At 73.2% G+C, this 20,992-nt stretch carries 24 protein-coding genes and 1 riboswitch; of the genes, 18 read left to right on the forward strand and 6 right to left on the reverse strand.

The annotated features are described in order from the left end of the window. Positions 1–100 precede the first annotated feature (100 nt). Positions 101–231: riboswitch (FMN riboswitch) on the forward strand. Positions 232–298: 67 nt separating this feature from the next. From ribD to NDW01_RS02080, 7 genes are read left to right on the forward strand one after another with little or no spacing between them, the layout of a single operon-like run. Further along, positions 299–1,441 (forward strand): bifunctional diaminohydroxyphosphoribosylaminopyrimidine deaminase/5-amino-6-(5-phosphoribosylamino)uracil reductase RibD, encoded by a 1,143-nt coding sequence (gene ribD / locus NDW01_RS02050; protein WP_252815982.1) that lies wholly within the window; start codon positions 299–301, stop codon positions 1,439–1,441. Next, a complete protein-coding gene (locus NDW01_RS02055) occupies positions 1,442–2,041 on the forward strand; it encodes a riboflavin synthase (RefSeq protein ID WP_252815984.1) in 600 nt (199 codons plus the stop codon). After that, complete coding sequence (gene pnuC / locus NDW01_RS02060) at positions 2,038–2,685, forward strand: nicotinamide riboside transporter PnuC (protein ID WP_252815986.1); 648 nt, start codon at positions 2,038–2,040, stop codon at positions 2,683–2,685. The genes NDW01_RS02055 and pnuC overlap by 4 nt, the downstream gene beginning before the upstream one ends. Continuing rightward, complete coding sequence (locus tag NDW01_RS02065) at positions 2,682–3,890, forward strand: bifunctional 3,4-dihydroxy-2-butanone-4-phosphate synthase/GTP cyclohydrolase II (RefSeq protein ID WP_252815988.1); 1,209 nt, start codon at positions 2,682–2,684, stop codon at positions 3,888–3,890. Before pnuC ends, NDW01_RS02065 begins: the two co-directional genes overlap by 4 nt. A 13-nt stretch (positions 3,891–3,903) precedes the next feature. Next, a complete protein-coding gene (gene ribH / locus NDW01_RS02070) occupies positions 3,904–4,416 on the forward strand; it encodes a 6,7-dimethyl-8-ribityllumazine synthase (protein WP_252815989.1) in 513 nt (170 codons plus the stop codon). Positions 4,417–4,463: 47 nt separating this feature from the next. After that, on the forward strand, positions 4,464–5,339 hold the full coding sequence (gene hisG / locus NDW01_RS02075) for an ATP phosphoribosyltransferase (RefSeq protein WP_252815991.1): 876 nt from the start codon (positions 4,464–4,466) through the stop codon (positions 5,337–5,339). A gap of 19 nt (positions 5,340–5,358) precedes the next feature. Further along, positions 5,359–5,787 carry a PH domain-containing protein gene (locus NDW01_RS02080; RefSeq protein WP_252815993.1) on the forward strand — a complete coding sequence of 143 codons (429 nt, stop codon included), beginning with the start codon at positions 5,359–5,361 and terminating at the stop codon, positions 5,785–5,787. A gap of 83 nt (positions 5,788–5,870) precedes the next feature. On the opposite strand, the gene NDW01_RS02085 is transcribed toward NDW01_RS02080, so the two are convergent. Next, complete coding sequence (locus NDW01_RS02085; RefSeq protein ID WP_252815995.1) at positions 5,871–6,617, reverse strand: AfsR/SARP family transcriptional regulator; 747 nt, start codon at positions 6,615–6,617, stop codon at positions 5,871–5,873. Between the two features lie 240 nt (positions 6,618–6,857). Between NDW01_RS02085 and NDW01_RS02090 the strand changes: the two genes are divergently transcribed. Together NDW01_RS02090 and NDW01_RS02095 are read left to right on the forward strand one after the other, a co-directional pair. Further along, positions 6,858–7,757 carry a manganese catalase family protein gene (locus NDW01_RS02090; RefSeq protein ID WP_252815997.1) on the forward strand — a complete coding sequence of 300 codons (900 nt, stop codon included), beginning with the start codon at positions 6,858–6,860 and terminating at the stop codon, positions 7,755–7,757. Between the two features lie 79 nt (positions 7,758–7,836). Further along, complete coding sequence (locus tag NDW01_RS02095) at positions 7,837–9,192, forward strand: Nramp family divalent metal transporter (RefSeq protein ID WP_252815999.1); 1,356 nt, start codon at positions 7,837–7,839, stop codon at positions 9,190–9,192. A gap of 79 nt (positions 9,193–9,271) precedes the next feature. Here the strand turns inward: NDW01_RS02095 and NDW01_RS02100 are convergent, their stop codons facing one another. Further along, on the reverse strand, positions 9,272–10,114 hold the full coding sequence (locus tag NDW01_RS02100) for a helix-turn-helix transcriptional regulator (protein ID WP_252816001.1): 843 nt from the start codon (positions 10,112–10,114) through the stop codon (positions 9,272–9,274). 248 nt (positions 10,115–10,362) lie between these two features. Between NDW01_RS02100 and NDW01_RS02105 the strand changes: the two genes are divergently transcribed. After that, complete coding sequence (locus NDW01_RS02105) at positions 10,363–11,385, forward strand: aldo/keto reductase (RefSeq protein ID WP_252816003.1); 1,023 nt, start codon at positions 10,363–10,365, stop codon at positions 11,383–11,385. A gap of 150 nt (positions 11,386–11,535) precedes the next feature. On the opposite strand, the gene NDW01_RS02110 is transcribed toward NDW01_RS02105, so the two are convergent. After that, on the reverse strand, positions 11,536–12,090 hold the full coding sequence (locus tag NDW01_RS02110) for a NuoB/complex I 20 kDa subunit family protein (protein ID WP_252816005.1): 555 nt from the start codon (positions 12,088–12,090) through the stop codon (positions 11,536–11,538). 84 nt (positions 12,091–12,174) lie between these two features. Between NDW01_RS02110 and NDW01_RS02115 the strand changes: the two genes are divergently transcribed. Continuing rightward, the gene (locus NDW01_RS02115; protein ID WP_252816007.1) at positions 12,175–13,074 is read left to right on the forward strand and encodes a LysR family transcriptional regulator; all 900 of its coding nucleotides are present in this window, start codon (positions 12,175–12,177) and stop codon (positions 13,072–13,074) included. A 25-nt stretch (positions 13,075–13,099) separates the two neighbouring features. On the opposite strand, the gene NDW01_RS02120 is transcribed toward NDW01_RS02115, so the two are convergent. Continuing rightward, the gene (locus tag NDW01_RS02120) at positions 13,100–13,726 is read right to left on the reverse strand and encodes an NADPH-dependent F420 reductase (protein ID WP_252816009.1); all 627 of its coding nucleotides are present in this window, start codon (positions 13,724–13,726) and stop codon (positions 13,100–13,102) included. Positions 13,727–13,791: 65 nt separating this feature from the next. Between NDW01_RS02120 and NDW01_RS02125 the strand changes: the two genes are divergently transcribed. The 7 genes from NDW01_RS02125 to NDW01_RS02155 all read left to right on the forward strand — a co-directional run bounded on the left by NDW01_RS02125 (position 13,792) and on the right by NDW01_RS02155 (position 18,709). Beyond that, positions 13,792–14,181: a winged helix-turn-helix transcriptional regulator gene (locus NDW01_RS02125; protein WP_252816012.1), complete on the forward strand. Its 390-nt coding sequence runs from the start codon at positions 13,792–13,794 to the stop codon at positions 14,179–14,181. A 9-nt stretch (positions 14,182–14,190) separates the two neighbouring features. Beyond that, positions 14,191–15,102, forward strand: a complete 912-nt coding sequence (locus NDW01_RS02130; protein ID WP_252816014.1) for an AAA family ATPase — start codon at positions 14,191–14,193, stop codon at positions 15,100–15,102. A 2-nt stretch (positions 15,103–15,104) separates the two neighbouring features. Further along, positions 15,105–16,205, forward strand: coding sequence for a vWA domain-containing protein (locus NDW01_RS02135; RefSeq protein ID WP_252816016.1), 1,101 nt, complete (start codon positions 15,105–15,107; stop codon positions 16,203–16,205). After that, positions 16,198–17,295: an XdhC family protein gene (locus tag NDW01_RS02140; protein WP_252816018.1), complete on the forward strand. Its 1,098-nt coding sequence runs from the start codon at positions 16,198–16,200 to the stop codon at positions 17,293–17,295. Before NDW01_RS02135 ends, NDW01_RS02140 begins: the two co-directional genes overlap by 8 nt. A gap of 127 nt (positions 17,296–17,422) precedes the next feature. After that, positions 17,423–17,560 (forward strand): hypothetical protein, encoded by a 138-nt coding sequence (locus NDW01_RS02145; protein ID WP_252816020.1) that lies wholly within the window; start codon positions 17,423–17,425, stop codon positions 17,558–17,560. A 97-nt stretch (positions 17,561–17,657) separates the two neighbouring features. Next, a complete protein-coding gene (locus NDW01_RS02150; RefSeq protein ID WP_252816023.1) occupies positions 17,658–18,242 on the forward strand; it encodes a nucleotidyltransferase family protein in 585 nt (194 codons plus the stop codon). A 143-nt stretch (positions 18,243–18,385) separates the two neighbouring features. Continuing rightward, the gene (locus NDW01_RS02155; protein WP_252816025.1) at positions 18,386–18,709 is read left to right on the forward strand and encodes a hypothetical protein; all 324 of its coding nucleotides are present in this window, start codon (positions 18,386–18,388) and stop codon (positions 18,707–18,709) included. 19 nt (positions 18,710–18,728) lie between these two features. On the opposite strand, the gene NDW01_RS02160 is transcribed toward NDW01_RS02155, so the two are convergent. Next, positions 18,729–19,925, reverse strand: coding sequence for a DUF6986 family protein (locus tag NDW01_RS02160; RefSeq protein WP_252816027.1), 1,197 nt, complete (start codon positions 19,923–19,925; stop codon positions 18,729–18,731). A 153-nt stretch (positions 19,926–20,078) separates the two neighbouring features. Further along, positions 20,079–20,984 (reverse strand): aldose 1-epimerase family protein, encoded by a 906-nt coding sequence (locus tag NDW01_RS02165; RefSeq protein WP_252816028.1) that lies wholly within the window; start codon positions 20,982–20,984, stop codon positions 20,079–20,081. Between the last annotated feature and the right edge of the window lie 8 nt (positions 20,985–20,992).

Below are 20,992 nucleotides of genomic sequence, written 5' to 3' on the forward strand. Positions count from 1 at the left end.
GCTTGTCAAGCAAGCGATTGGTTGGCAGAATTCGGAGGCGTGTGCATGCTCACATGTGGCGCGGAATGCCCGGCATGGCACACTGGTTGTGAGTCAGTGAAAGCGTGCTCCGGGGTCGGTGAAAGTCCGAACCGGCGGTGACAGTCCGCGACCCGGCCGAAACCATCGGCCGGTTGACCCGGTGGAATTCCGGGACCGACGGTTAAAGTCCGGATGGGAGGCAGCACGCGGCCGTGCCCTGTCGGGCATGGCCACTGCGGCCTTGCCGCGCACCCGGAGCCTGATCAGGGAGGCCCGGGTGATCGTTCATCCCGCGCAGGAGCGGGCGATGCGCCGGGCGCTGGCGCTCGCCGCCCGCGCCCGCGGTGAGACCAGCCCCAATCCCGTCGTCGGCTGCGTCGTCCTCGACGCCGACGGACAGGTCGCGGGCGAGGGACACCACGCGTACGCCGGAGGTCCGCACGCCGAGGTCGTGGCGCTGCGCGAGGCCGCCGGCCGCGCCGAGGGCGGCACCCTCCTCGTCACCCTCGAACCCTGCGACCACCAGGGCCGTACCGGGCCGTGCACCGAGGCCATCATCGAGGCCGGCGTCCGGCGCGTCATCTACGCGGTCGCCGACCCCGATCCCGTCGCGGGCGGCGGCGCCCGCCGGCTCGCCGAGGCGGGGGTCGAGGTGGAGGAGGGGCTGCTCGCCGCCGAGGCCGAGCGCGTCAACGCCGAGTGGCTCACCTGCACCCGGCTGGGCCGGCCCCACGTGACCTGGAAGTACGCCGCGACGCTGGACGGCCGGTCCGCCGCCGCCGACGGCACCAGCCGGTGGATCACCGGCCCCGAGGCCCGGCACGACGTCCACGAGCTGCGCGCCCGCTGCGACGCGATCGTCGCCGGATCCGGCACCGTGCTCACCGACGATCCCCACCTCACCGTGCGCGGGGTCCACCGGCACGACCACCGGCGCACCCCCCGCAGGCCGCTGCGCGTCATCGCCGACACCCGCGCGCGTACGCCGCTGACGAGCCGGGTCCTGGACGACGAGGCCCCCACCCTGGTCGCCGTGGGCGAGGACGCCGCCGCCACGGCGCTGGAGGGCCGCACCGCCGTCGTGCGCCTGCCGTACGGCGACGGCGGTCTCGACCTGACCGCACTGCTCGCCGAGCTGTACGACCGGCAGATCGTCTCGGTCCTCCTCGAGGGCGGCCCGACACTGGCCGGCTCCTTCGTGGCCGCCGGCCTGGTCGACCGGATCGTCGCCTACCTCGCCCCCCGCCTGCTCGGCTCGGGCCCGGCCGCCCTCGGCGACGCCGGCGTCACCACGCTCACCGAAGCTCATCACCTCCAGATCGACGACGTCACCCGGATCGGCGACGACCTGCGGGTCACCGCGGTCAGGCCGGCCGTCGAACCCCCCACCCGGCCGGTAGCGGCCCGAAGGGAGAACTGAATGTTCACCGGAATCGTCGAGGAACTGGGCGAGGTGGTCGCGCTCGAACCGGCGGGGGACTCCGCCCGGCTCACCGTGCGCGGCCCGCTCGTCGTCTCCGACGCCGCGCACGGCGCGTCCATCGCGGTCAACGGGGTCTGCCTCACCGTGACCGACCTCAAGGGCGACGCCTTCACCGTCGACGTCATGAAGGAGACCCTGGACCGGTCCAGCCTCGCCGCGCTGGAGCCGGGGTCGCCGGTCAACCTCGAACGTCCCGTCCGGGCCGCCGACCGCCTCGGCGGGCACATCGTCCAGGGCCACGTCGACGGCGTCGGCCGCATCGTCTCCCGCGAGCCGGGCGAGCGCTGGGAGGTCGTGACCGTCGAGCTCCCGCCGAGGCTCGCCCGCTACGTCGTCGAGAAGGGCTCGATCACGGTCGACGGCGTCAGCCTGACCGTCGTCGAGGCGCGCGACGACGCCTTCACCATCGCGCTGATCCCCACGACGCTGGAGCTGACCACCCTGGGCCGCAAGGGCCCCGGCGACCCGGTGAACCTCGAGGTCGACGTCGTCGCCAAGTACGTCGAGCGGCTCGTCACGGCGGGAGCGGTCGAGTGAGCTCCTGGACACAGGCGGGGATCACCGTCCTCGGCGAGAAGGTCCTGTGGACCGACCTGGTGGGCAACGTCCTGTCCCTCGGGACGGTCTGGCTGGCGATGCGGCGCACGATCTGGACCTGGCCGGTGCAGCTCACCGGCGCGGTCCTGCTGCTGGTCGCCTCGGTCAGCGCGCACGCGCCCGGCAACGCGCTCAAGCAGGTGATGTTCCTCCTGCTCGCCTCGTACGGCTGGGTCCGGTGGCTGCGGGGCCTGCGGGAGAGCCGGGAACTGCCGGTGCGCCCCGCGACCGGGCGGGAGCGCCTGGCGCTCATCGGAACGCTCGCGGTCGGCACCGTCGCAGTGGCCCTGCTGTTCGCGAACATCCCGTGGCTGCAGATCTCCTGGTCCCCGCTGGCCAACGCGTACATCTTCGTCGGCAGCGCGGTCGCGACGTACGCGCAGAGCCGGGCGCTCGTCGACTTCTGGGTCATCTGGGTCCTCGTCGACCTGGTGGGCGTCCCCCTGGCCTTCAAGTCCGGGCTGTACGTCTCCGGCGCGGCGTACGGCATCTTCTTCGTCCTCGTCATGGCCGGTCTGCGCGACTGGCTGAAGCAGTACCGCCGGCAGCGGCGGAACACCGAGCCCGAGGTGGTGGCGGCATGAGTCTGGACAGCGTCGAAGAGGCGATCGCGGACATCGCGGCCGGCAAGGCCGTGGTCGTCGTCGACGACGCCGACCGGGAGAACGAGGGCGACATCATCTTCGCCGCGTCGAAGGCGACGCCGGAGCTGGTCGCCTTCACGATCCGGTACAGCAGCGGCGTGATCTGCGTGCCCATGGAGGGCGAGGACCTGGACCGGCTGCAGATTCCGCTGATGACCGCGCACAACCACGAGCGCATGCGCACGGCGTACACCGTGAGCGTCGACGCCCGCGACGGCGTCACCACCGGCATCTCCGCCACCGACCGCGCCCACACGATCCGCACGCTCGCCGACTCGGCGACCGAGCCGTACGAGCTGGTCCGCCCCGGGCACATCTTCCCGCTGCGCTACCGCCAGGGCGGGGTGCTGCGGCGCCGCGGGCACACCGAGGCCGCCGTCGACCTGGCCCGGCTGGCCGGGCTCACCCCGGCCGGGGTGCTGGCCGAGGTCGTCAACGACGACGGCACGATGGCGCGGCTGCCGCAGCTGGAGATCTTCGCCAAGGAGCACGACCTCAAGCTGATCTCGATCGAGCAGCTCGTGGAGTACCGCAAGCGCACCGAGCAGATGGTCGAGCGGGCCGCCGAGACCCGCATCCCGAACCGTCACGGCACGTGGCGCGCGATCGGCTACTCGAGCCACCTGGACGACGGCGAGCACGTCGCGCTCGTCTACGGCGACGTGGGCGACGGCGAGGACGTCCTCGTACGGGCGCACTCCGAGTGCCTGACCGGTGACGTGCTGGGCTCGGAGCGCTGCGACTGCGGCACCCAGCTCGACTCCGCGATGGCCGCGATCGCCGCCGAGGGCCGTGGCGTCGTGCTGTACCTGCGCGGGCACGAGGGGCGGGGCATCGGCCTGGTGGCCAAGCTGCGGGCGTACCAGCGTCAGGACGACGGCTCCGACACCGTCGACGCCAACCTCGAACTCGGCCTGCCGGTCGACGCCCGCGAGTACGGCAACGCCGCGCAGATGCTCCTCGACCTGGGCGTCCGCTCCGTCCGGGTGCTGACCAACAACCCGGCCAAGGTCGCGGGACTGGAGCGCTTCGGCGTCGAGGTGCGCGGGCGCGTCCCGCTGCCCGTCCTCGTCACCGAGCACAACCGGCGCTACCTCACCGCCAAGCGCGACCGGCTGGGCCACGAGATCGGAGATCTGGGATGAGAAAGGTTCGTCAGTGAGTGGGATCGGACGCCCGGGGGAGACCTTCGTCGACGCCTCAGGGCTGCGGCTGGGGATCGTCTGCACCCGGTGGCACGCGCGGATCACCGACCGGCTTCTGGAACGGGCCGTCGCCACGGCCAAGGAGTGCCGGGTCGCCGACCCGGTCGTCGTACGGGTCGCGGGCGCGCTGGAGATCCCGGTCGTCGCCCAGCAACTCGCCCGCGACAACGACGCGGTCGTCTGCCTGGGCGCGGTGATCCGCGGCGAGACCCCGCACTTCGACTACGTCTGCGACTCGGTCACCGCGGGCCTGACCAGGGTCGCCCTGGATGAGGGCACCCCGGTGGGCAACGGGGTACTAACATGTGAGACGCTCGACCAGGCATTGGACCGCTGCGGGCTGGATCACAGCCACGAGGACAAAGGGATGGAGGCGACCGTGGCCGCACTCGATACGGCACTGACCCTGCGAGGTCTTCGGCACCACGGTCACGCGCGGCACGACGCGGAGCATCTGGGCTCCTGAGCGTCGACGCCGCGAACCCCATCATCCGAAGAAAGGTCTGCTGAACCGTGCTGTCACTCGTGCTGCCCAAGGGCTCCCTGGAGAAGGCGACGTTCGAGCTGTTCGACGCCGCCGACCTGACCGTCCGCCGGGCCTCCGACCGCGACTACCGCGCCTCGATCGACGACCCGCGGATCGACCGGGTCCGCGTCCTGCGCCCGCAGGAGATCCCGACCTACCTCGAACAGGGCCTGTTCGACCTCGGCATCACCGGCCGCGATTGGATCACCGAGACCGACTCCGACGTCGTCTCCCTCGGTGAGCTGAAGTACTCCAAGGCCACGTCCAACCCGGTGCGCGTCATCATGGCCGTGCCGAACGACGCGCCCTGGCAGACCGTCTCCGACCTGCCCGAGGGCGTGCGGATCTCCACCGAGTTCCCCGCCCTCACCGAGCGGTTCCTCGCCCAGCACGGCGTCAAGGCGCGGGTCGTCCCGTCGTACGGCGCGACCGAGGCGAAGGTCCCCGACATCGTCGACGTGATCGTGGACCTCACCGAGACCGGCTCGTCGCTGCGCAAGAACGGCCTGCGCATCCTCGACACCCTCCTGACCAGCTACACCGAGCTGGTCGCCAACCGCGAGGCGTACGAGGACGCCGAGAAGCGGGCGGCGATGGAGGACATCGCGCTGCTGCTGCAGGGCGCGATCCGGGCCCGCGGCAACGTCCTGCTCAAGCTGAACGTCGAGAACGGCGCGCTGCAGAGCGTCCTGGACATCATCCCGTCGATGTCGTCTCCGACCGTCACGCCCCTCGCCGGCGGCGAGATGCACGCCGTGGAGAGCGTCGTCGCCAAGCACGGCGTCAACACCCTGATCCCGGCGCTGAAGGCGGCGGGCGCCCGCGACATCCTCGAGATCCCGATCAGCAAGATCGTCGACTGATCCGTAAGGCGGCTCCTTCATGACCACGGCGACGTGGCGACCCCGGCGGGCCAGGATCGTCCCGTACGTCCTCGCGGCGGTGGTCGTCCTCGGGATGATCCTCCTCGCCGTGGCCATGCCGTCGCCCTGGGGCCTCGGCGACCGGATCGGCCTGGTCGTGATCGGGCTGGCCGTCGCCGGGGTCCTGCACATCCTCGCCCGCAGCCGGGTGACCGCCGACGACGAGGGCGTCACGGTCGTCAACGGCCTGCGCACGCACGAGTACGAGTGGGCGGAGCTGCTCGGCGTGACGATGTCCGAGGGCGCGCCCTGGCCCACCCTCGACCTCGCCGACGGCTCGACCGTCGCGATCCTGGGCATCCAGGCATCCGACGGCGAGCGCGCCAACCGCGCCCTCGCCGAGCTGGCCGCCCTGATCCACGAACGCGGCGAGGCCACGAACCACTGAGCCCGCGGCGGGCCGTACGGGACCGGTTCGTCACCGCGGCGTCACGCCCGGCCGGCGAGGTCGCTCTCACCTCGGAGCCACCCTCAGGTAACCACGTCGAGGGGGCGGCCGAGCAGCGGCGCGATCAGGCAGCGGAAGCGCTGCGACGGCGGCAGGCCGAGCTCGGCGTGCAGCAGCCGCCGGTAGACCTCGTACTGCCGCAGGGCCTCGGCGGGGTTGCCCTCGTCCAGATGCACCAGGGCGACGGCCCGGTGGGCGCTCTCCCGCAGCGGTTCACAGGCGACCGCGCGCATGCCCGCGTCCAGCGCCGCGTCGAAGCGGCCGCACCTGCGGTGCCGGGCGCACAGCGCGTCCAGGGCGTGCAGGCGGACCTGCCGGAACCACTCCCGCGTCGGCAGCAGCCACTCGTCGGGCCAGTCCGGCAGGACGTCCTGGCTCAGCACCGACGGATCGAGCCCGCAGTCGTCGTCACCGGCCGTGGGGAGCTCGGCGCTCCGCACCCGGATGACCTCGACGTCCACGAGGACGTCGGGATGCAACTCGATGCCGTACGGAGTGCAGTGGACCGGCCCGCCGGCCCGCTCCTGGCGCAGGCGCCACAGCGTGGAGCGCAGGTTCGCGGCGGCCCGGCGGTCCGGGAAGTCCGGCCACAACGTTGCCGCGGTCGCGGGCCGGGTGACCATGCCCGTCCGGGTGGCGAGGTAGGCCAGCAGCCGCTGCGCCGCGGGGCTGACCGGCAGCGGCACCTGTTCTCGGCGCAGCTCGAAGCAGCCGAGCAGGTGCACCGAGAACTCTCCCGCGCCGGGCCGGGGAGGGGCTGTCGCCTTCATGTCAGCTCCAGGACTGAGCCGCAGGTCAGAGGGTTTCACCAGACGCTGCCCTGCCCGCTCGTGACCCGCCTATGTCACTCGGTTTTCCCTCGACCGGCCGACCCTGTCAGCGCGGAACGCGGCCGTGACGGCCGTGAGACGCGTGCCTCCTAGCGTCCTGTCCGATCCGCGAGACCCGTACCCGCATCCGGCGGAACCCGTGCGGCTCAGAGCACTCGCGGTGCACGGGAGGAATGGTCCATGTTCCGGCACACCAAGCGTCTTCAGTTCGAGGCCCGGCCCGAGAAGCCCGATCCGGTGTTCGCCCACAAGCTCCAGGAGCTGATCGGCGGGGCGTGGGGCGAGATGACCGTCGCGATGCAGTACCTGTTCCAGGGCTGGAACATCCGGATGCCCGGCAAGTACAAGGACCTGGTCATGGACGTCGCGACCGAGGAGATCGGCCACGTCGAGATGCTCGCCACCATGGTGGCCCGGCTGCTCGAGGGCGCGCCGGCGACCGCCACCACCAAGGCCGCCCTCGCCGACCCCGTGATCGGGGCCGTCATCGGCGGAATGGACCCGCAGCAGGCCATCGTCGCCGGGGGCGGCGCGCTCCCCGCCGACAGCAACGGCTACCCGTGGAACGGCAGGTTCATCGTCGCCAGCGGGAACCTGCTGGCCGACTTCCGGGTCAACGCGGCCGCCGAGGCGCAGGGACGGGTGCAGACCGCGCGGCTCTACAACATGACCGACGACCCGGGCGTGAAGAACATGCTCAAGTTCAACCTCGCCCGGGACACGCTGCACCAGAACCTGTGGCTCAAGGCGATCGAGGAACTCCAGTCGGACGGCCTGGAGGACGTCGTGGCGCCGAGCGCGCTGTTCGACGAGGAGTACGTCGAGCACGCCGCCGGGATCTGGGACCTGTCCGAGGGCCGGGAGGGCCTGGAGGGCGGCTGGGCGTCCGGGCCGCAGCCGGACGGCCAGCACGAGTTCACCTACCTCACCGATCCGGAGCCGCTCGGCGACGTCGCCTCGGCCCCGCCGCCGGACCCGCTCCTGTACGTGACGTACGACGGCAGCCAGGGAGAGCCCAAGGGGCCGGCGCTCGGCACGGAGACCGGGCCGATGGGCAAGCTCAAGGAGAAGCTGACCTGACGGCGGCCACGGGCGGCGAAGGCTCCTTCCGGGAGGTCTCCGCCGCCCGGCCCGACCCGAGGACCGGAGGGCGACCGCCGTGCTCGATCCCCGCGAATACCAGGACACGCCGGCCGAGGCGGCCCCGGCCGCCACCGTCGACCTCTCGCGCTCGGGGCCGAGCCTCACCGGCCCGCCGCCGCCGGTGGCGGTCACCACCACCGTGCGACCGCTGATCGACGGCACCGGGCCGTTCCGGCCGGCTCAGCGGCTGCGGCGACTGGCCGGCCTGTGCGGACCCGCGTTCGTCGTCTCGGTCGCCTACGTCGATCCGGGGAACTTCGCCACGAACATGTCCGGCGGCGCCCGCTACGGCTACCTGCTGCTGTGGGTGATCGCGCTCGCCAACCTCCTCGCGATGTTCGTCCAGGCGCTGTCCGCCAAGCTCGGCATCGCCACCGGGAGCAGCCTCCCGGAACTCTGCCGCGACCACCTGCCCAAGCCCCTGGTCCGGGTGCTCTGGGTGCAGGGCGAACTCGTCACCGTCGCCACCGACCTCGCCGAGTTCCTCGGCGGCGCGATCGCCCTGAACCTGCTGTTCGGCATGGCGCTCGTGCCCGCCGCGGCGATCACCGGAGCGGTCTCGCTCGTGCTGCTCGCGCTGGCCCCACGCGGCCGGCATCGCTTCGAGGCGGTGATCGGCGGCCTGCTCGCCGTGATCCTCGCCGGCTTCGTCTACCAGGCGCTGCGGGCCGGTTCGCCGGTGAGGGCCGTCCAGGGGCTCGTGCCGCGCCTCGCGGGCACGGACAGCCTGCTGCTCGCCACCGGCATGGTCGGCGCGACCGTGATGCCCCACGTCATCTACCTGCACTCGGCGCTCACCCGCGAGCACGGCGCGACCGGCGGGCGCCGCCTGGCCCTGCGCTCCAGCCGGATGGACACCGCCGTGGCCCTGGGCGTCGCCGGCCTGGTCAACATGGCGATGCTGGCCGTGGCGGCCGCCGTGTTCCACGGGAGCTCCGATCCGGACGGCCTGCAGGCCGTCCACGGCGGCCTCGGACGCCTCATCGGGCCCGGCGCGGCACTCGCCTTCGCGCTCGCCCTGCTGGCCTCCGGACTGGCGTCCTCCAGCGTGGGGACGTACGCCGGCCAGATCATCATGGCCGGCTTCCTGCGCCGTCGCGTGCCGATCCTCGCGCGCCGGCTCGCCACCATGGCCCCGGCCTTCCTGATCCTCGCCGTCGGCATCGACCCGACCCACGCCCTGATCCTGAGCCAGGTCGCGCTGTCCTTCGGCATCCCGTTCGCGCTGATCCCGCTCGTCGTCCTGACCAGCCGCCGCACCCTGATGGGCGACCTGGTCAACCGCCGCGCCACGATCGCCGCCGGCGTCGGCGTCGCCGCCCTGATCAGCGGCCTGAACGTCCTCCTCCTCGCCCAGACCCTGACCGGCTGATCCGTATCTCCGAATTCCCGTACACGGAGCGTATCCATATGCGTGCGCTGGGGAGCGCTCCACTGTTACCGGTCGCGATTCAGCCTGGGGTCAGTTCCTGGAGGCCGACCACGCGTAGGAGTTCCAGCCGTTCGTAGGACTCGCTGCCCGGGCGGGCGGTGTAGACGACCAGCCGCTGGTCGTGCTCCGGGCTCAGCAGCACCTCGCAGTCCAGCTCCAGCAGGCCGACGACGGGGTGCACGAAGCGTTTGACGTCGGAGCGGCGCACGGCGACGTCGTGGGCGTCCCACAGCGCCGAGAACTCCTCGCTGCGGGCGCGGAGCCGGCGTACGAGCCCGGCCAGGCGCGCGTCATCCGGGCGGCGGGCGAGTGTGGCGCGCAGATCCGCCACCGCCGTGCGGGCGGCACGGTCACGGTCCTCGGCCGGGAAGAGCTCCCGCGCGGAGGGGTCCGTGAAGTAGCGCCAGACGACGTTCTGCTCCGCCTCGGGACGGGCGGACGCGTCCCCGTGAAGCGCCCTGGCCATCGCGTTCTGCGCGAGGACGTCGCCGCGGTCGCTCACCACCCGGGCGGGAGTGTCGGTCAGCCGGTCGAGGACGAGCAGCAGGCCGGGGCGGACGTGCGCCGTCGTCGGCCGGTCGCGCGGAGGCTCCTCGCCGGCCAGGTGGAAGAGGTGATCTCGTTCGTCGCCGGTCAGCCGCAGCGCGCGGGCGACGGCGGCGAGCATCTGGCGGGACGGGCGTGAGCCCCTGGCCTGCTCCAGGCGCGTGTAGTGGTCGGTGGACATGCCCGCCAGCTGCGCCACCTCCTCGCGGCGCAGTCCCGGAGTGCGGCGCCGCGCGCCCTGCGACAGCCCCACATCGGCAGGGGCGAGCCGGGCGCGGCAGTGGCGCAGGAAGTCGGCCAGTTCGCTTCGGTCCACGCCTCCACCATGCCCTGGACCGCCGGGCGCAGCCAGGGACGGCGCGTCCCCGGATAAGGACGTCTCTCCCGCCGGCGCCCGTACCGCCGCACGCTGGAAGCCGGCTCGGCGGACCGGCGGCCCTCCGCAGGTGCGCCGAGCCGAGCACGGGAGAGACGCCGTGACGTACGGCATCCGCCCGACAGCCGCCTCCGCCTTCCGCGGAGTCGCCGGCGTCGCCGCCCATTGAGACCGGAGGAAGATTCCGCATGCAGTACCGCACGCTCGGCCGGACCGGGATCAAGGTCAGTCCTTATGCGCTGGGCGCATTGATGTTCGCCACGTCCGTCGGCAACCCCGACCCCGACGACTCGGCCCGGATCATTCACAAGGCGCTGGACGCGGGGATCAACCTCATCGACACCGCCGACGCCTACGGCGACTCCGAAGAGATCGTCGGTAAGGCGCTCAAGGGGCGGCGGGACGATGTCGTCCTCGCGACCAAGGTGAGCCGCCCGATGGGCGGCGACCCCAACCGGCAGGGTGCCTCGCGGCGCTGGATCGTCACCGCGGTCGAGAACTCGCTGCGCCGCCTGCAGACCGACCACATCGACCTCTACCAGATCCACCGGCCGGACCCCACCACGGACATCGAGGAGACACTCTCCGCGCTCTCCGACCTGATCCACAGCGGGAAGGTCCGTGCGATCGGGACGTCCGGCATGCCGGCGTCCGACATCGTCGAAGCCCAGTGGGTCGCCGAACGGCGCGGTCTGGCACGGTTCCGCACGGAGCAGCCGCCGTACTCGCTGCTCAGCCGCGGTATCGAACGCGAGGTGCTGCCGGTCGCCCAGCGCTACGGGGTGGGCACGCTGGTGTGGGGCCCGCTCGGGCAGGGACTGCTCACCGGGCGCGTCCGCAAGGGCGGGCGGAACGAACTCCGCCGCGCCGCCTTCGTCAAGCACGTCAGCGACGAGCGCCGTCTCGAAACGGTCGAGCGGTTCATCGTGCTCGCCGAGGAGGCGGGCCTGCCGCTGACCCACCTGGCCATGGCGTTCGTGATCGCTCATCCCGGCGTGACCAGCGCGATCGTCGGGCCGCGCACGATGAGCCACCTCGACGACCTTCTCGCCGGCATCGACGTGGCGCTCACCGACGACATCCTCGACCGGATCGACGAGATCGTCCCGCCGGGCACCGACGTCGGCACGCTCGACCAGAGCCACGTGCCGCCGGCCCTTGAGCAGGCCAGCCTCCGCCGCCGGCCCGCCGGCGAACGCACCGCCGCCTGACGCCCCCGCCGACGACGGGTCCGGGTGCCGCTTCGCCGTGCCGGGCGGCGGCCCGGATCGCCGCAGACAGCCGTTCAGTGCCGAGGATGTTCGTCGATCCAACGACGAACATCCTCGGCGCTCACGACGTTGATCGCGGTCGCGGAGGCCTCAGCGGGCGGTCGAGCAGGCGTCGGCCAGGGGGAGTCCCGTGAGGCGGGCCTGTTCCTCGGCCACGATCTCCGCGCGCCGGTGCGCGCCCAGCCTCGTGTTGCCGATCTTGTCGTGCAGCTTGGCGATGGCGTCGAGCAGCATCTCCGGGCGCGGCGGGCAGCCGGGCAGGTAGATGTCGACCGGCACGATGTGGTCGACGCCCTGGACGACGGCGTAGTTGTTGAACATGCCGCCCGACGAGGCGCACACGCCCATGGCGATGACCCACTTCGGCGCGGCCATCTGGTCGTACAGCCGCCGCAGCACCGGGGCCATCTTCTGGCTCACGCGCCCGGCCACGACCATGAGGTCCGCCTGCCGGGGCGACCCCGACGGGCGCTCCATGCCGAACCGCGAGAAGTCATGACGCGGGTCGCCGACGGCCATCAACTCCATGCCGCAGCACGCGAGCCCGAACGTCATCGGCCACATCGACGACCTGCGCGCCAGGCCGGCCACCGCCTCGACGGTCGTGAGCAGGAAACCGCCGGGTATTTGCTCTTCGAGTCCCATAGCCATTCCAGGCTGACCGCGCGGGGAAGGCCGATCAATGACGGATCGCGCCACGATCGTTAAGTCAGGCGTCACAATGAGCGCATGGAGATGCGGGAGATCGAGGCGTTCCTGGAGGTCGCCCGCGAGCTGCACTTCGGCCGTGCGGCGGCGCGGCTGGGCGTGTCCACGCCGCGCGTGAGCCAAGCGGTGCGCGCGCTGGAGCGCCGGGTCGGCGCTCCGCTGTTCGAGCGCACGAGCAGGCACGTCCGGCTCACACCGCTGGGCGAACGCCTGCACGCCGAGTTGCGGCCGGCGTACGACCGGATGGAACGGGCGCTGGAGGAGGCGCGGCGCGGCGCGAGCGCCGAGGTGCTCCGCGTCGGCGTCGCGACCAGCCTGCCCGCCACGGCGGTCGACGGGCCGATCCGGGCGTTCGAACGGGCCCATCCGCACTGCGCCGTGGTGCGCTCCGCGCTGCCCAACACCGACCCGACCCGCTGGGGCGACGACTGGCCGGTGGACGTCTTCGTCGGCTGGCTGCCCGCCGATTCCGCGCCGATCCGGGCGATGGGGTTCGCCGTCGGCCCGGCGTGGCTGCGCGAGGAGCGGGCGGTGCTGGTGGCGGCCGGGCACCCGCTGGCCCGGCGCGCCGTCGTCGACGCCGAGGAGCTGGCCGGCCACGACATCCTGTATCCCCGCGGCATGCCGGAGCAGCTCGCCGACCTGTGGATACCGCCGGCCACCCCCGCGGGCGTCCCGCTCCGCCGGGTGCGCCGGCACACGTCGGCGTCCTTGGAGGAGGCGATCGTCATGGTCGCGGAGGGAGACGTGGTCCACCTGACGGTCGCCTCGTTGCGCCCGGACAACCCCCGCGTCCTCACCGTGCCGGTGGCCGGCCTGCCGCCGGTCGTCTGCGCCCCGGTCTGGCCCGCCGGCGCGGACAACGGGTTGATCCGGGACTTCGCCCGGGTCACCGGGACGAGCGGAGCCCGAGCGAGATGACCGCCCCGCTCGGGCCGCTTCGCTCTTACGAGAGGGAGGGCAGGGCCGAGCGCGGGTCGATCCCGGTGATGTGCAGGCCGATGACGTACGCCGCGGTGGCCTCCAGGACGCCGGCCCGGTCGAGGCCGCCGGCGACGGCCGGGACGCAGCCCAGGTCGTCGATCAGCGTCCGTACCGTCGCCAGGGCGCCGGAGTCGTCGCCGCAGACGGGCACGGTCAGCGGGCGGCCGTCGACCTGTGGCGGCGTCATCCGCCACATCGCGTCGGGGCACAGGTTGAACGCCTTCACCACGTGGGCGCCGGTCGCGTCGGCGACTCGCCGGGCGACGGACGGGCCGGTTCCGGTGGCGAGCGTGACGTCCGGATGCACGATGCCGTTCATGCAGTCGATCACCGTCCGCCCGCGCAGGACGTCCCCGACCTGCCCGAGGACGTCCGCCACGCCCTCGTACGCCACGGCGAGCAGCGTCGCCTCTCCGAACGCGGCCGCCTCGCGCAGGCCGCCCGCGCGGGCGCCCGGCCCGATGTCCGCGGCGCGCCGCACGGCCTTGTCCCGATCCCGCGCGCCGACGAGCACCTCGTGCCCCGCGCGCACCCACTGGGCGCCGAGCGCGCCGGCCATGTTCCCCGCTCCGAGGATTCCGATTCGCATGGGCGCGACGCTAGACCCTTCGAAGTGCACCGAACGGTGCCCGGCCGATGCGGTAAGGACAGGGAATGGACCGGGATCTTCTCGCCGACTGCCAGACGCGGCTGGCGTTCGACCTGCTGGCGAACACCTGGAACGCCGTCGTCATCTACGCGCTGCGCCGCGGGCCCGGGCGGCCGGTCGAGCTACGCAGGGCGATCGGCGGCATCAGCGGCAAGGTCCTCACCGAGACGCTGCGCCGGCTGGAGGACGACGGGCTGGTGCTCCGGCGCGCGTACGCCGAGGCGCCGCCCCGGGTGGAGTACGAGCTGACCGCGCCCGGCCGCGGCCTGCTCGAACCGATCGAGGCGTTCGGCCGCTGGACCGAGGAGCACGCCGACGCCGTCGTGGCGGCACAGGAGCGCGCGGCCGGCCGGCGGAAGGACGATGGGCGGAACGAGATCGCACGGGCGAAGTAGCCTTGAGGCGTGCCGCATTCCACCGCGTTTCCGGCGTCCGGCTTCGCCTCGCCGGCGGCCCTGGGCGAGGCCCTGGACGGGCACGCGTACCTCGCCGACGAGGGGCTCGCCACGGCCTGCTTCCTGAGCCTGCGCATGAGCCGCCCGCTGTTCCTGGAGGGCGAGGCCGGGGTCGGCAAGACCGAACTCGCCAAGACGCTCGCCGCCGTGCTCGACGTCCCCCTCATCCGGCTGCAGTGCTACGAGGGACTGGACGCCGCGCAGGCGCTGTACGACTGGGACTTCCCGCGCCAGCTGCTGCACCTGCGCGCCGCCGAGGCCGCCGGCGTGACCGACGTGCAGCGGCTGGAGTCGGAGCTGTACGACCGGCGGTTCCTCGTCGCCCGGCCGCTGCTGCGGGCGCTGGAGACCTCCTCGGCGGAGCGCCCGAGCGTGCTCCTGGTCGACGAGATCGACCGCGCCGACGACGAGTTCGAGGCGTTCCTGCTGGAGGTGCTGAGCGACTTCACCATCTCGATCCCCGAGCTGGGCACCGTACGGGCCGAGCGCCCGCCCGTGGTCATCGTCACCTCCAACCGCACGCGGGAGGTGCACGACGCCCTGAAGCGCCGCTGCCTCTACCACTGGCTGGAGCATCCGGCGTTCGACCGCGAGGTCGCGATCATCCGGCGGCGGCTGCCGGAGGCGTCCGAGCGGCTCGTCCGCCAGGTCGCCGGTGCGGCGGCGCGGCTCCGGGGCCTCGACCTGCTGAAGACGCCGGGGATCGCCGAGAGCCTCGACTGGACCGAGGCGCTGGTCGCGCTCGGCGCCCGGGAGCTCGATCCCGACACCGCGGCCGTGACGCTGGGCGCCGTGCTGAAGTACCGGGAGGACACCGAGCGCGTCGCCAAGGGCCTGGACGTGCTGCTCGACGGGTCCTGACCATGGACGTGCCGCGCGACCTCGTCGAGACGCTGACCGGCTTCGCCCGTACGCTGCGCGCCGCCGGAGTGAACGCCGACCCCGAGCGGTTCCAGGCGATGATCGGCGCGCTCGACCGCCTCGACGTGCGGAACCCGCGCGACGTGTACTGGGCCGGCCGGCTCACCCTGTGCGCGGACCCCGCGGACCTGCCGCGGTACGACCGCTGCTTCGCCGCGTACTTCTCCGGGGAGACCGCCTCCGTGCGCCGCGCGCCCCGGCGGCCGGCACCGGTCGCCCGGCCCGCCGCCGGGTCCGAGACGGCCGGGGCGGAGGGGAGCGGCGACCCGAGCGTAACGGCCGCGAGCGCGGCCGAGATTCTGCGCAGACGTGACGTCGCCCGGCTGAGCGCGGCCGAGCGGGACGAGGTGCGGCGGCTCGTCGCCCTGCTCGACAACGTCTCGGCGCGCCGCCGGTCCCGGCGGTTCGCCCCCGCGAGCCGTGGACGCGTCGACCCGGCCCGTACGGTCCGCTCGATCCTGCGGCGCGGCGGGGAGGTCTCCCGGCCGCACCACCGCGCGCACCGGACCCGTCCCCGCCGCGTGGTCCTCCTCATCGACGTCAGCGGGTCCATGAGCCCGTACGCCGACGTGCTGCTGCGGTTCGCGCACGCGGCCCTGCGCTGCGCCCCGCGCAGCACCGAGGTCTTCACGGTCGGCACGCGGCTGACCCGGGTCACCCGTGAGCTGCGGCACCGCGAACCCGACGCGGCGATGGCGGCGGTGTCGTCCGCGATCCCCGACTGGAGCGGCGGTACGCGGCTGGGCGAGGAGCTGAAGGAGTTCCTCGACCGGTTCGGGCAGCGGGGGATGGTACGGGGCGCGGTCGTCGTGGTCGCCTCGGACGGCTGGGAGCGCGGCGACGCTACGCTCCTGGGTGCGCAGATGGCGCGACTGCGGCGGCTCGCCCACCGGGTCGTGTGGGCCAACCCGCACAAGGCCCGGCCCGGGTACGAACCGCTCACGGCCGGGATGGCGGCGGCCCTGCCGCACGTCGACGACTTCGTGGCCGGCCACAGCCTGGCCGCGCTCGAAGAACTGGCGGGAGTGATCGGCGATGCGTGACGTCCTCGGCGAGATCGGCGCCTGGTACGCGGCGGGGGAGACGTTCGGCCTGGCCACCGTGGTCGACACGTTCCGCAGCGCACCACGGCCGCCGGGCGCCGCGATGGCGGTCTCGACCGCGGGTGAGGCCGTGGGGAGCGTGTCCGGCGGCTGCGTCGAGGGCGCGGTGTACGAGGTGGCGCGGGAGGTCATGGACACGGGACGGCCCGTGGTGCGGAGGTACGGCGTCAGCGACGACGACGCCTTCGCCGTCGGTCTCACCTGCGGCGGCATCCTCGACGTGCTGGTCGAGCCGGTCGGCCCCGCGACCTACCCGGAGTTCGCGGACGTCGTGGCGTCCGTCGAACGCCACGAGCCGGTGGCGGTCGTCACGGTCGTCGCGGGCCCCCGGGAGATCGGCGCGCGGCGGGTCGTCTGGCCCGACCGCGTGGCGGGCTCGCTGGGGCTCGAACGCCTGGACGCCGCGGTGGACGACGACGCCCGCGGGATGCTCGCCCAGGGCCTTACCGGCGTCCGGCGTTACGGGCCGGACGGCGAGCGCCGTGGGGACGAACTGTCCGTCTTCGTGCACTCCTTCGCGCCGCCGCCGCGGATGCTGGTGTTCGGGGCGATCGACTTCGCGGCGGCGGTCGTGCGCGTCGGCAGGTTCCTCGGCTACCACGTGACCGTCTGCGACGCCCGGCCGGTCTTCGCGACCGCCAAGCGCTTCCCCGACGCGGACGAGGTGGTCGTGAAGTGGCCGCACCGGTTCCTCGCCGAGACGGAGGTGGACGAGCGCACGGCGATCTGCGTGCTCACCCACGACCCGAAGTTCGACGTTCCGCTGCTGGAGGTGGCGCTGCGCACCCCGGCGGGCTACGTCGGCGCGATGGGCTCCCGGCGCACCCACGACGAGCGGCTGAAACGGCTCCGCGAGGCCGGGGTGACCGAGGACGAGATCGCCCGGCTGCGCTCGCCCATCGGCCTGGACATCGGCGCCCGTACCCCGGAGGAGACCGCGATCTCGGTCGCGGCCGAGCTCATCGAGCTCCGCTGGGGCGGCACCGGACGCCCCCTCAGCGAGACGGAGGGCCGGATCCACGGGGAGTGACCTCCGGCGAGGGAGTTCAGGGGGGTTGTCACCACCGTCCAAGAGTCGACCTGACCCTACTGCGCGAGCGCGCGCCCGGCCGCAGACTCGGAAGAGTCCGCAGAAGCCGAGAAGAAGGCCGAACATCATGCAGAACGCCCGGAAGACCGTCGTACGCCGGCTCGTCGTGACGGCGCTCATCGGCGCGGCGGTGGCCGGGGGAACGGCGGCGGCACCGCACTCCGCAGCCCACGGCGTGCTCCCGCCCATCGCGGCCCACCGCTGACCGCGAGGGGGAGGTGCCGTCGCGCGGACCCCGGCGGGCCGTTCCGACCGCCACGTCGTCGCGTGACGTGGACCACACGGGCGGATACCCTCCCGGGATGGGGATCAGGCACGCGGGCGCACCGGCCGGGCTGCTGCTGGCCGCCGGAGAGGGGCGGCGGCTCGGCACACCGAAGGCGCTCGTCGAGATCGGCGGGGAGCGGCTCGTCGACCGTGGGGTCCGGATGCTCCACGAGGCGGGCTGCACTCCGATCGTCGTCGTCACCGGCGCCGCCGCGATCGACGTGGCCGGCGCGGTGGTCGTCCACAACCCGGACTGGCGCACGGGCATGGCCTCGTCGCTGCGCCTGGGGCTGTCGGCGCTGGCGGACGACTGCCCGGCCGTCGTCATCGCCCTGGTGGACCAGCCGCGGGTGACCGCGGAGGCGGTGCGCCGCCTCCGCGCGGCGTACGACGCCGGAGCGCGGGTCGCGGTCGCCACCTACGCGGGCCTGCCGCGGAACCCCGTCCTCATCGCGCACGAGCACTTCGGAGAGGCGGCGGCCGGCGCGTCCGGCGACGCCGGCGCCCGCGCCTTCCTCCGCGCCCGTCCCGACCTGGTCGTCGCCGTGCCCTGCGAGGACGTCGCCGCCGCCGACGACATCGACACCCCCGAGGACCTCAGGCGTCTCGGCCGGCCGTGAGGGCGCGCCGCGGCGGCCGGATCAAGATCTCCGACAGGCCAACCGGGGACGGGGCTCGCGCGTCATACTGACGCGCGGGGACGTGTACGGTCCGACAAGATCGCCGGGTCGGTGGCTCCGGCTGGAGAGGTGAGCAGCCCGCTATGACGTCTGCCTGGCCGGAGGAACCCGGCTACCACTGGGTCACGCACAATGACAGCGCCGCCTCCCACCTGCTCAAGGCCGAGAACGCCCTGGCCCGCACGCCTCCGGACACGGCGGCGGCCCAGGTCCACGCGACGCTCGCCCAGGCGGAGGCCACGCTGGTCGTCGTCCACACGCTCCGCGACATCATGGCCAAGATGCGCGAGCAGACCATGGCGATCGCGGATCTGCGGCAGTTCATGGGCGCCGACGACCGCGTCGACGACCGGCTCGTCGACGACGGTGTGCCGCTGCCCCGGCCGGGCGCGGTGGTGGACCGGTAGGGCGGCCCACCACCCGCGATCAGCCGATCAGGTCGCTGACGTCCTCCCGGTCGATCGCACCGCAGTCGACCGCGTGCCGCAGCCGGGCGGTCACCGCCGCGGAGGTTCCCGGCCCGTCGAAGGCGCCGTCGGTCTCCCCGGCGCGGTCGGCCCGCAGGCGCTCGACGGCGTCGTCGAGGCCGTTCAGCAGGGAGGCGTACACCGCGGCGTAGCGGCTCGGCAACTGCGCGACGTGCAGGTCGCAGCCCTGCTGGAAACCGTTCAGCAGGGAGTAGCGCACGAGACCGGCGTGCAGACGCCAGGCCTTGTACACGTCCTTGGTGCCGTCACCGGCCGGAGCGATCTTCGTCGCCCCGTCGGACAGGCGGACGCCGGTGCCGGCGAGGGTCACCTGCATGACGTGGCGCGCGTGGTCGCAGACCGGGTGGTCCAGCCGCTGCTCCGACGGCGGCAGCCCGCACGCGGCCGTGTAGTCGTACACGCCGAGCTGCGCCGCGCCGAGGCGGTCCCCGGCGGCGGCCACGATCTCCGGGAGACGGGCGACCGACTGCGGGGTCTCGATCTGGACCTCCAGGCGCAACAGCCCCTCCGGCAGGCCGATCTCCGCCTCGAAGCGGGTGAGGAAGTCGGTGAAGATCCGCACGTGCTCGGGCGTCACGATCTTGGGGAACGTCACCAGGAAGCCGCCCGGCAGGCGGCCGAGACGCTCGGCCAGCCCGGTGAGGAAGCCGTCGAGGGTCCGCATCGCCCGGCGATGCCCGCCGTCCGCGAACGACTTCACCCGTAGCCCCCAGTAATAGGGGAGGGACCGCGCCTCGTACGCCTGGGCGACCGCCTCGACGGCCGCGGCGACGTGGCCGTCCTCCTCCGCGTCGTCGCGGACGCCGTACCCGTCCTCGAAGTCGATGCGCAGGTCCTCCACCGGCTCGCGGGCGAGCTTCGCGGCGACCCGCTCCCGTACGGTCTCGGCCAGAGTCGCGTCGATGCCGAAGGCGCCCGCCGCCGAGGCGCCGTCCGCGACGTGGGTCTCCAGTAGTCGCAGCGCCTCCTTGCCCAGGTCGGCGGGGGTGGTCGCGGTGAACCGGTCGGCCGGGACGTACAGGGTGTGCACGGGGCGGCGCTGGTCCGGCCGGCCGCGGTACCGGCGGTCGTGCTCCGCGCGCGCCTCCTCCACCCGGGCGCTCAGGTCGTCGACGGAGGACAGGGTCAGCTTCATGAATACCTTCCAGAGACACCGCGTCGGATGAGGAACGTTATCGATCCGGGCCCGCCCGGCGGCGGCGTTCGCCGCTGACGGGCCCGGGCCGGTGCAACGCCTTCGGGAGATGTGATCGCCGCTCGCGCCGGTCGGTTCGCGCCGACGCGAAGATCAGTCGCCGACGATCCCCCAGGAGCCGCCGAACTCCGCGCCCGGCTCGAGCGTGATCAGGTCCGTTCCGGTGACGAACGCGTTCGGCGGGCAGGTCATCGGCTCGGCCCCCACGCCCGCGCGGCGCATGTCCCCGGGCGCCGTGTCGGCGGTGAAGATCTCCAGCCACGGGTGCGCCTCGTCGGCCCAGAGCGCGACCGCGCGGGTCCCGTCCTCCAGGCGCACCCACGCGCGCCCGTCCGCGTCCCGGCGCAGGCCCGTGAAGGGGTTGTCGATCGTCAGGTCGCCGAGCCGCCGCCCGTCCCGCAGGTCGTACGGGGTTCCGGCGACGTCCCGTGGGGCGGGTTCGGGAACGGCGCGCTCGTCGACCTCCAGATACCGGTCGGCGGTGACGGTCAGGGAGCACTCGTCGAGCGGCCGGCCCAGGGTGAGGTACGGGTGCGCGCCGTGCCCGTACGGCGCGGGCCGCGAGCCGGCGTTGCGTGCCGACAGGCGTACGGTCAGGCCGTCCTCGGCGTCGAGGGAGTACTCGACGGTCAGATTCAGCCGGAACGGATAGCCGGAGTGGCCGAGGAGCCGGTACGCGAGGAGCACCCGGTGCGGCTCGTGCTCGGCGACCGTCCACGCGCCCTCGCGTACGAGGCCGTGAATGGCGTTGTCGAGCGCCCGCTCGTTGATCGGCAACTGGTACGCCTCGCCGCCGAACTCGTAGCGTCCGCGGTCGATCCGGTTCGGCCACGGCGCCAGCAGCTGCCCCGACGCGGCGGGCGGCTGCACGTCCGCGTCGTGCGAGAGGACGAGGGGCCGGCCGTCCCTCGACAGTGCCCGCAGCGAACCGCCCTGCTCGGTGACGACGGCGGCGTACGGGCCGGCGGCGATCTCGTACTGGTTCCCGGAAAGTGTCATGGGTCGAT

It is taken from the genome of Actinoallomurus soli (assembly GCF_024055715.1).
GTDB lineage: Bacteria > Actinomycetota > Actinomycetes > Streptosporangiales > Streptosporangiaceae > Actinoallomurus > Actinoallomurus soli.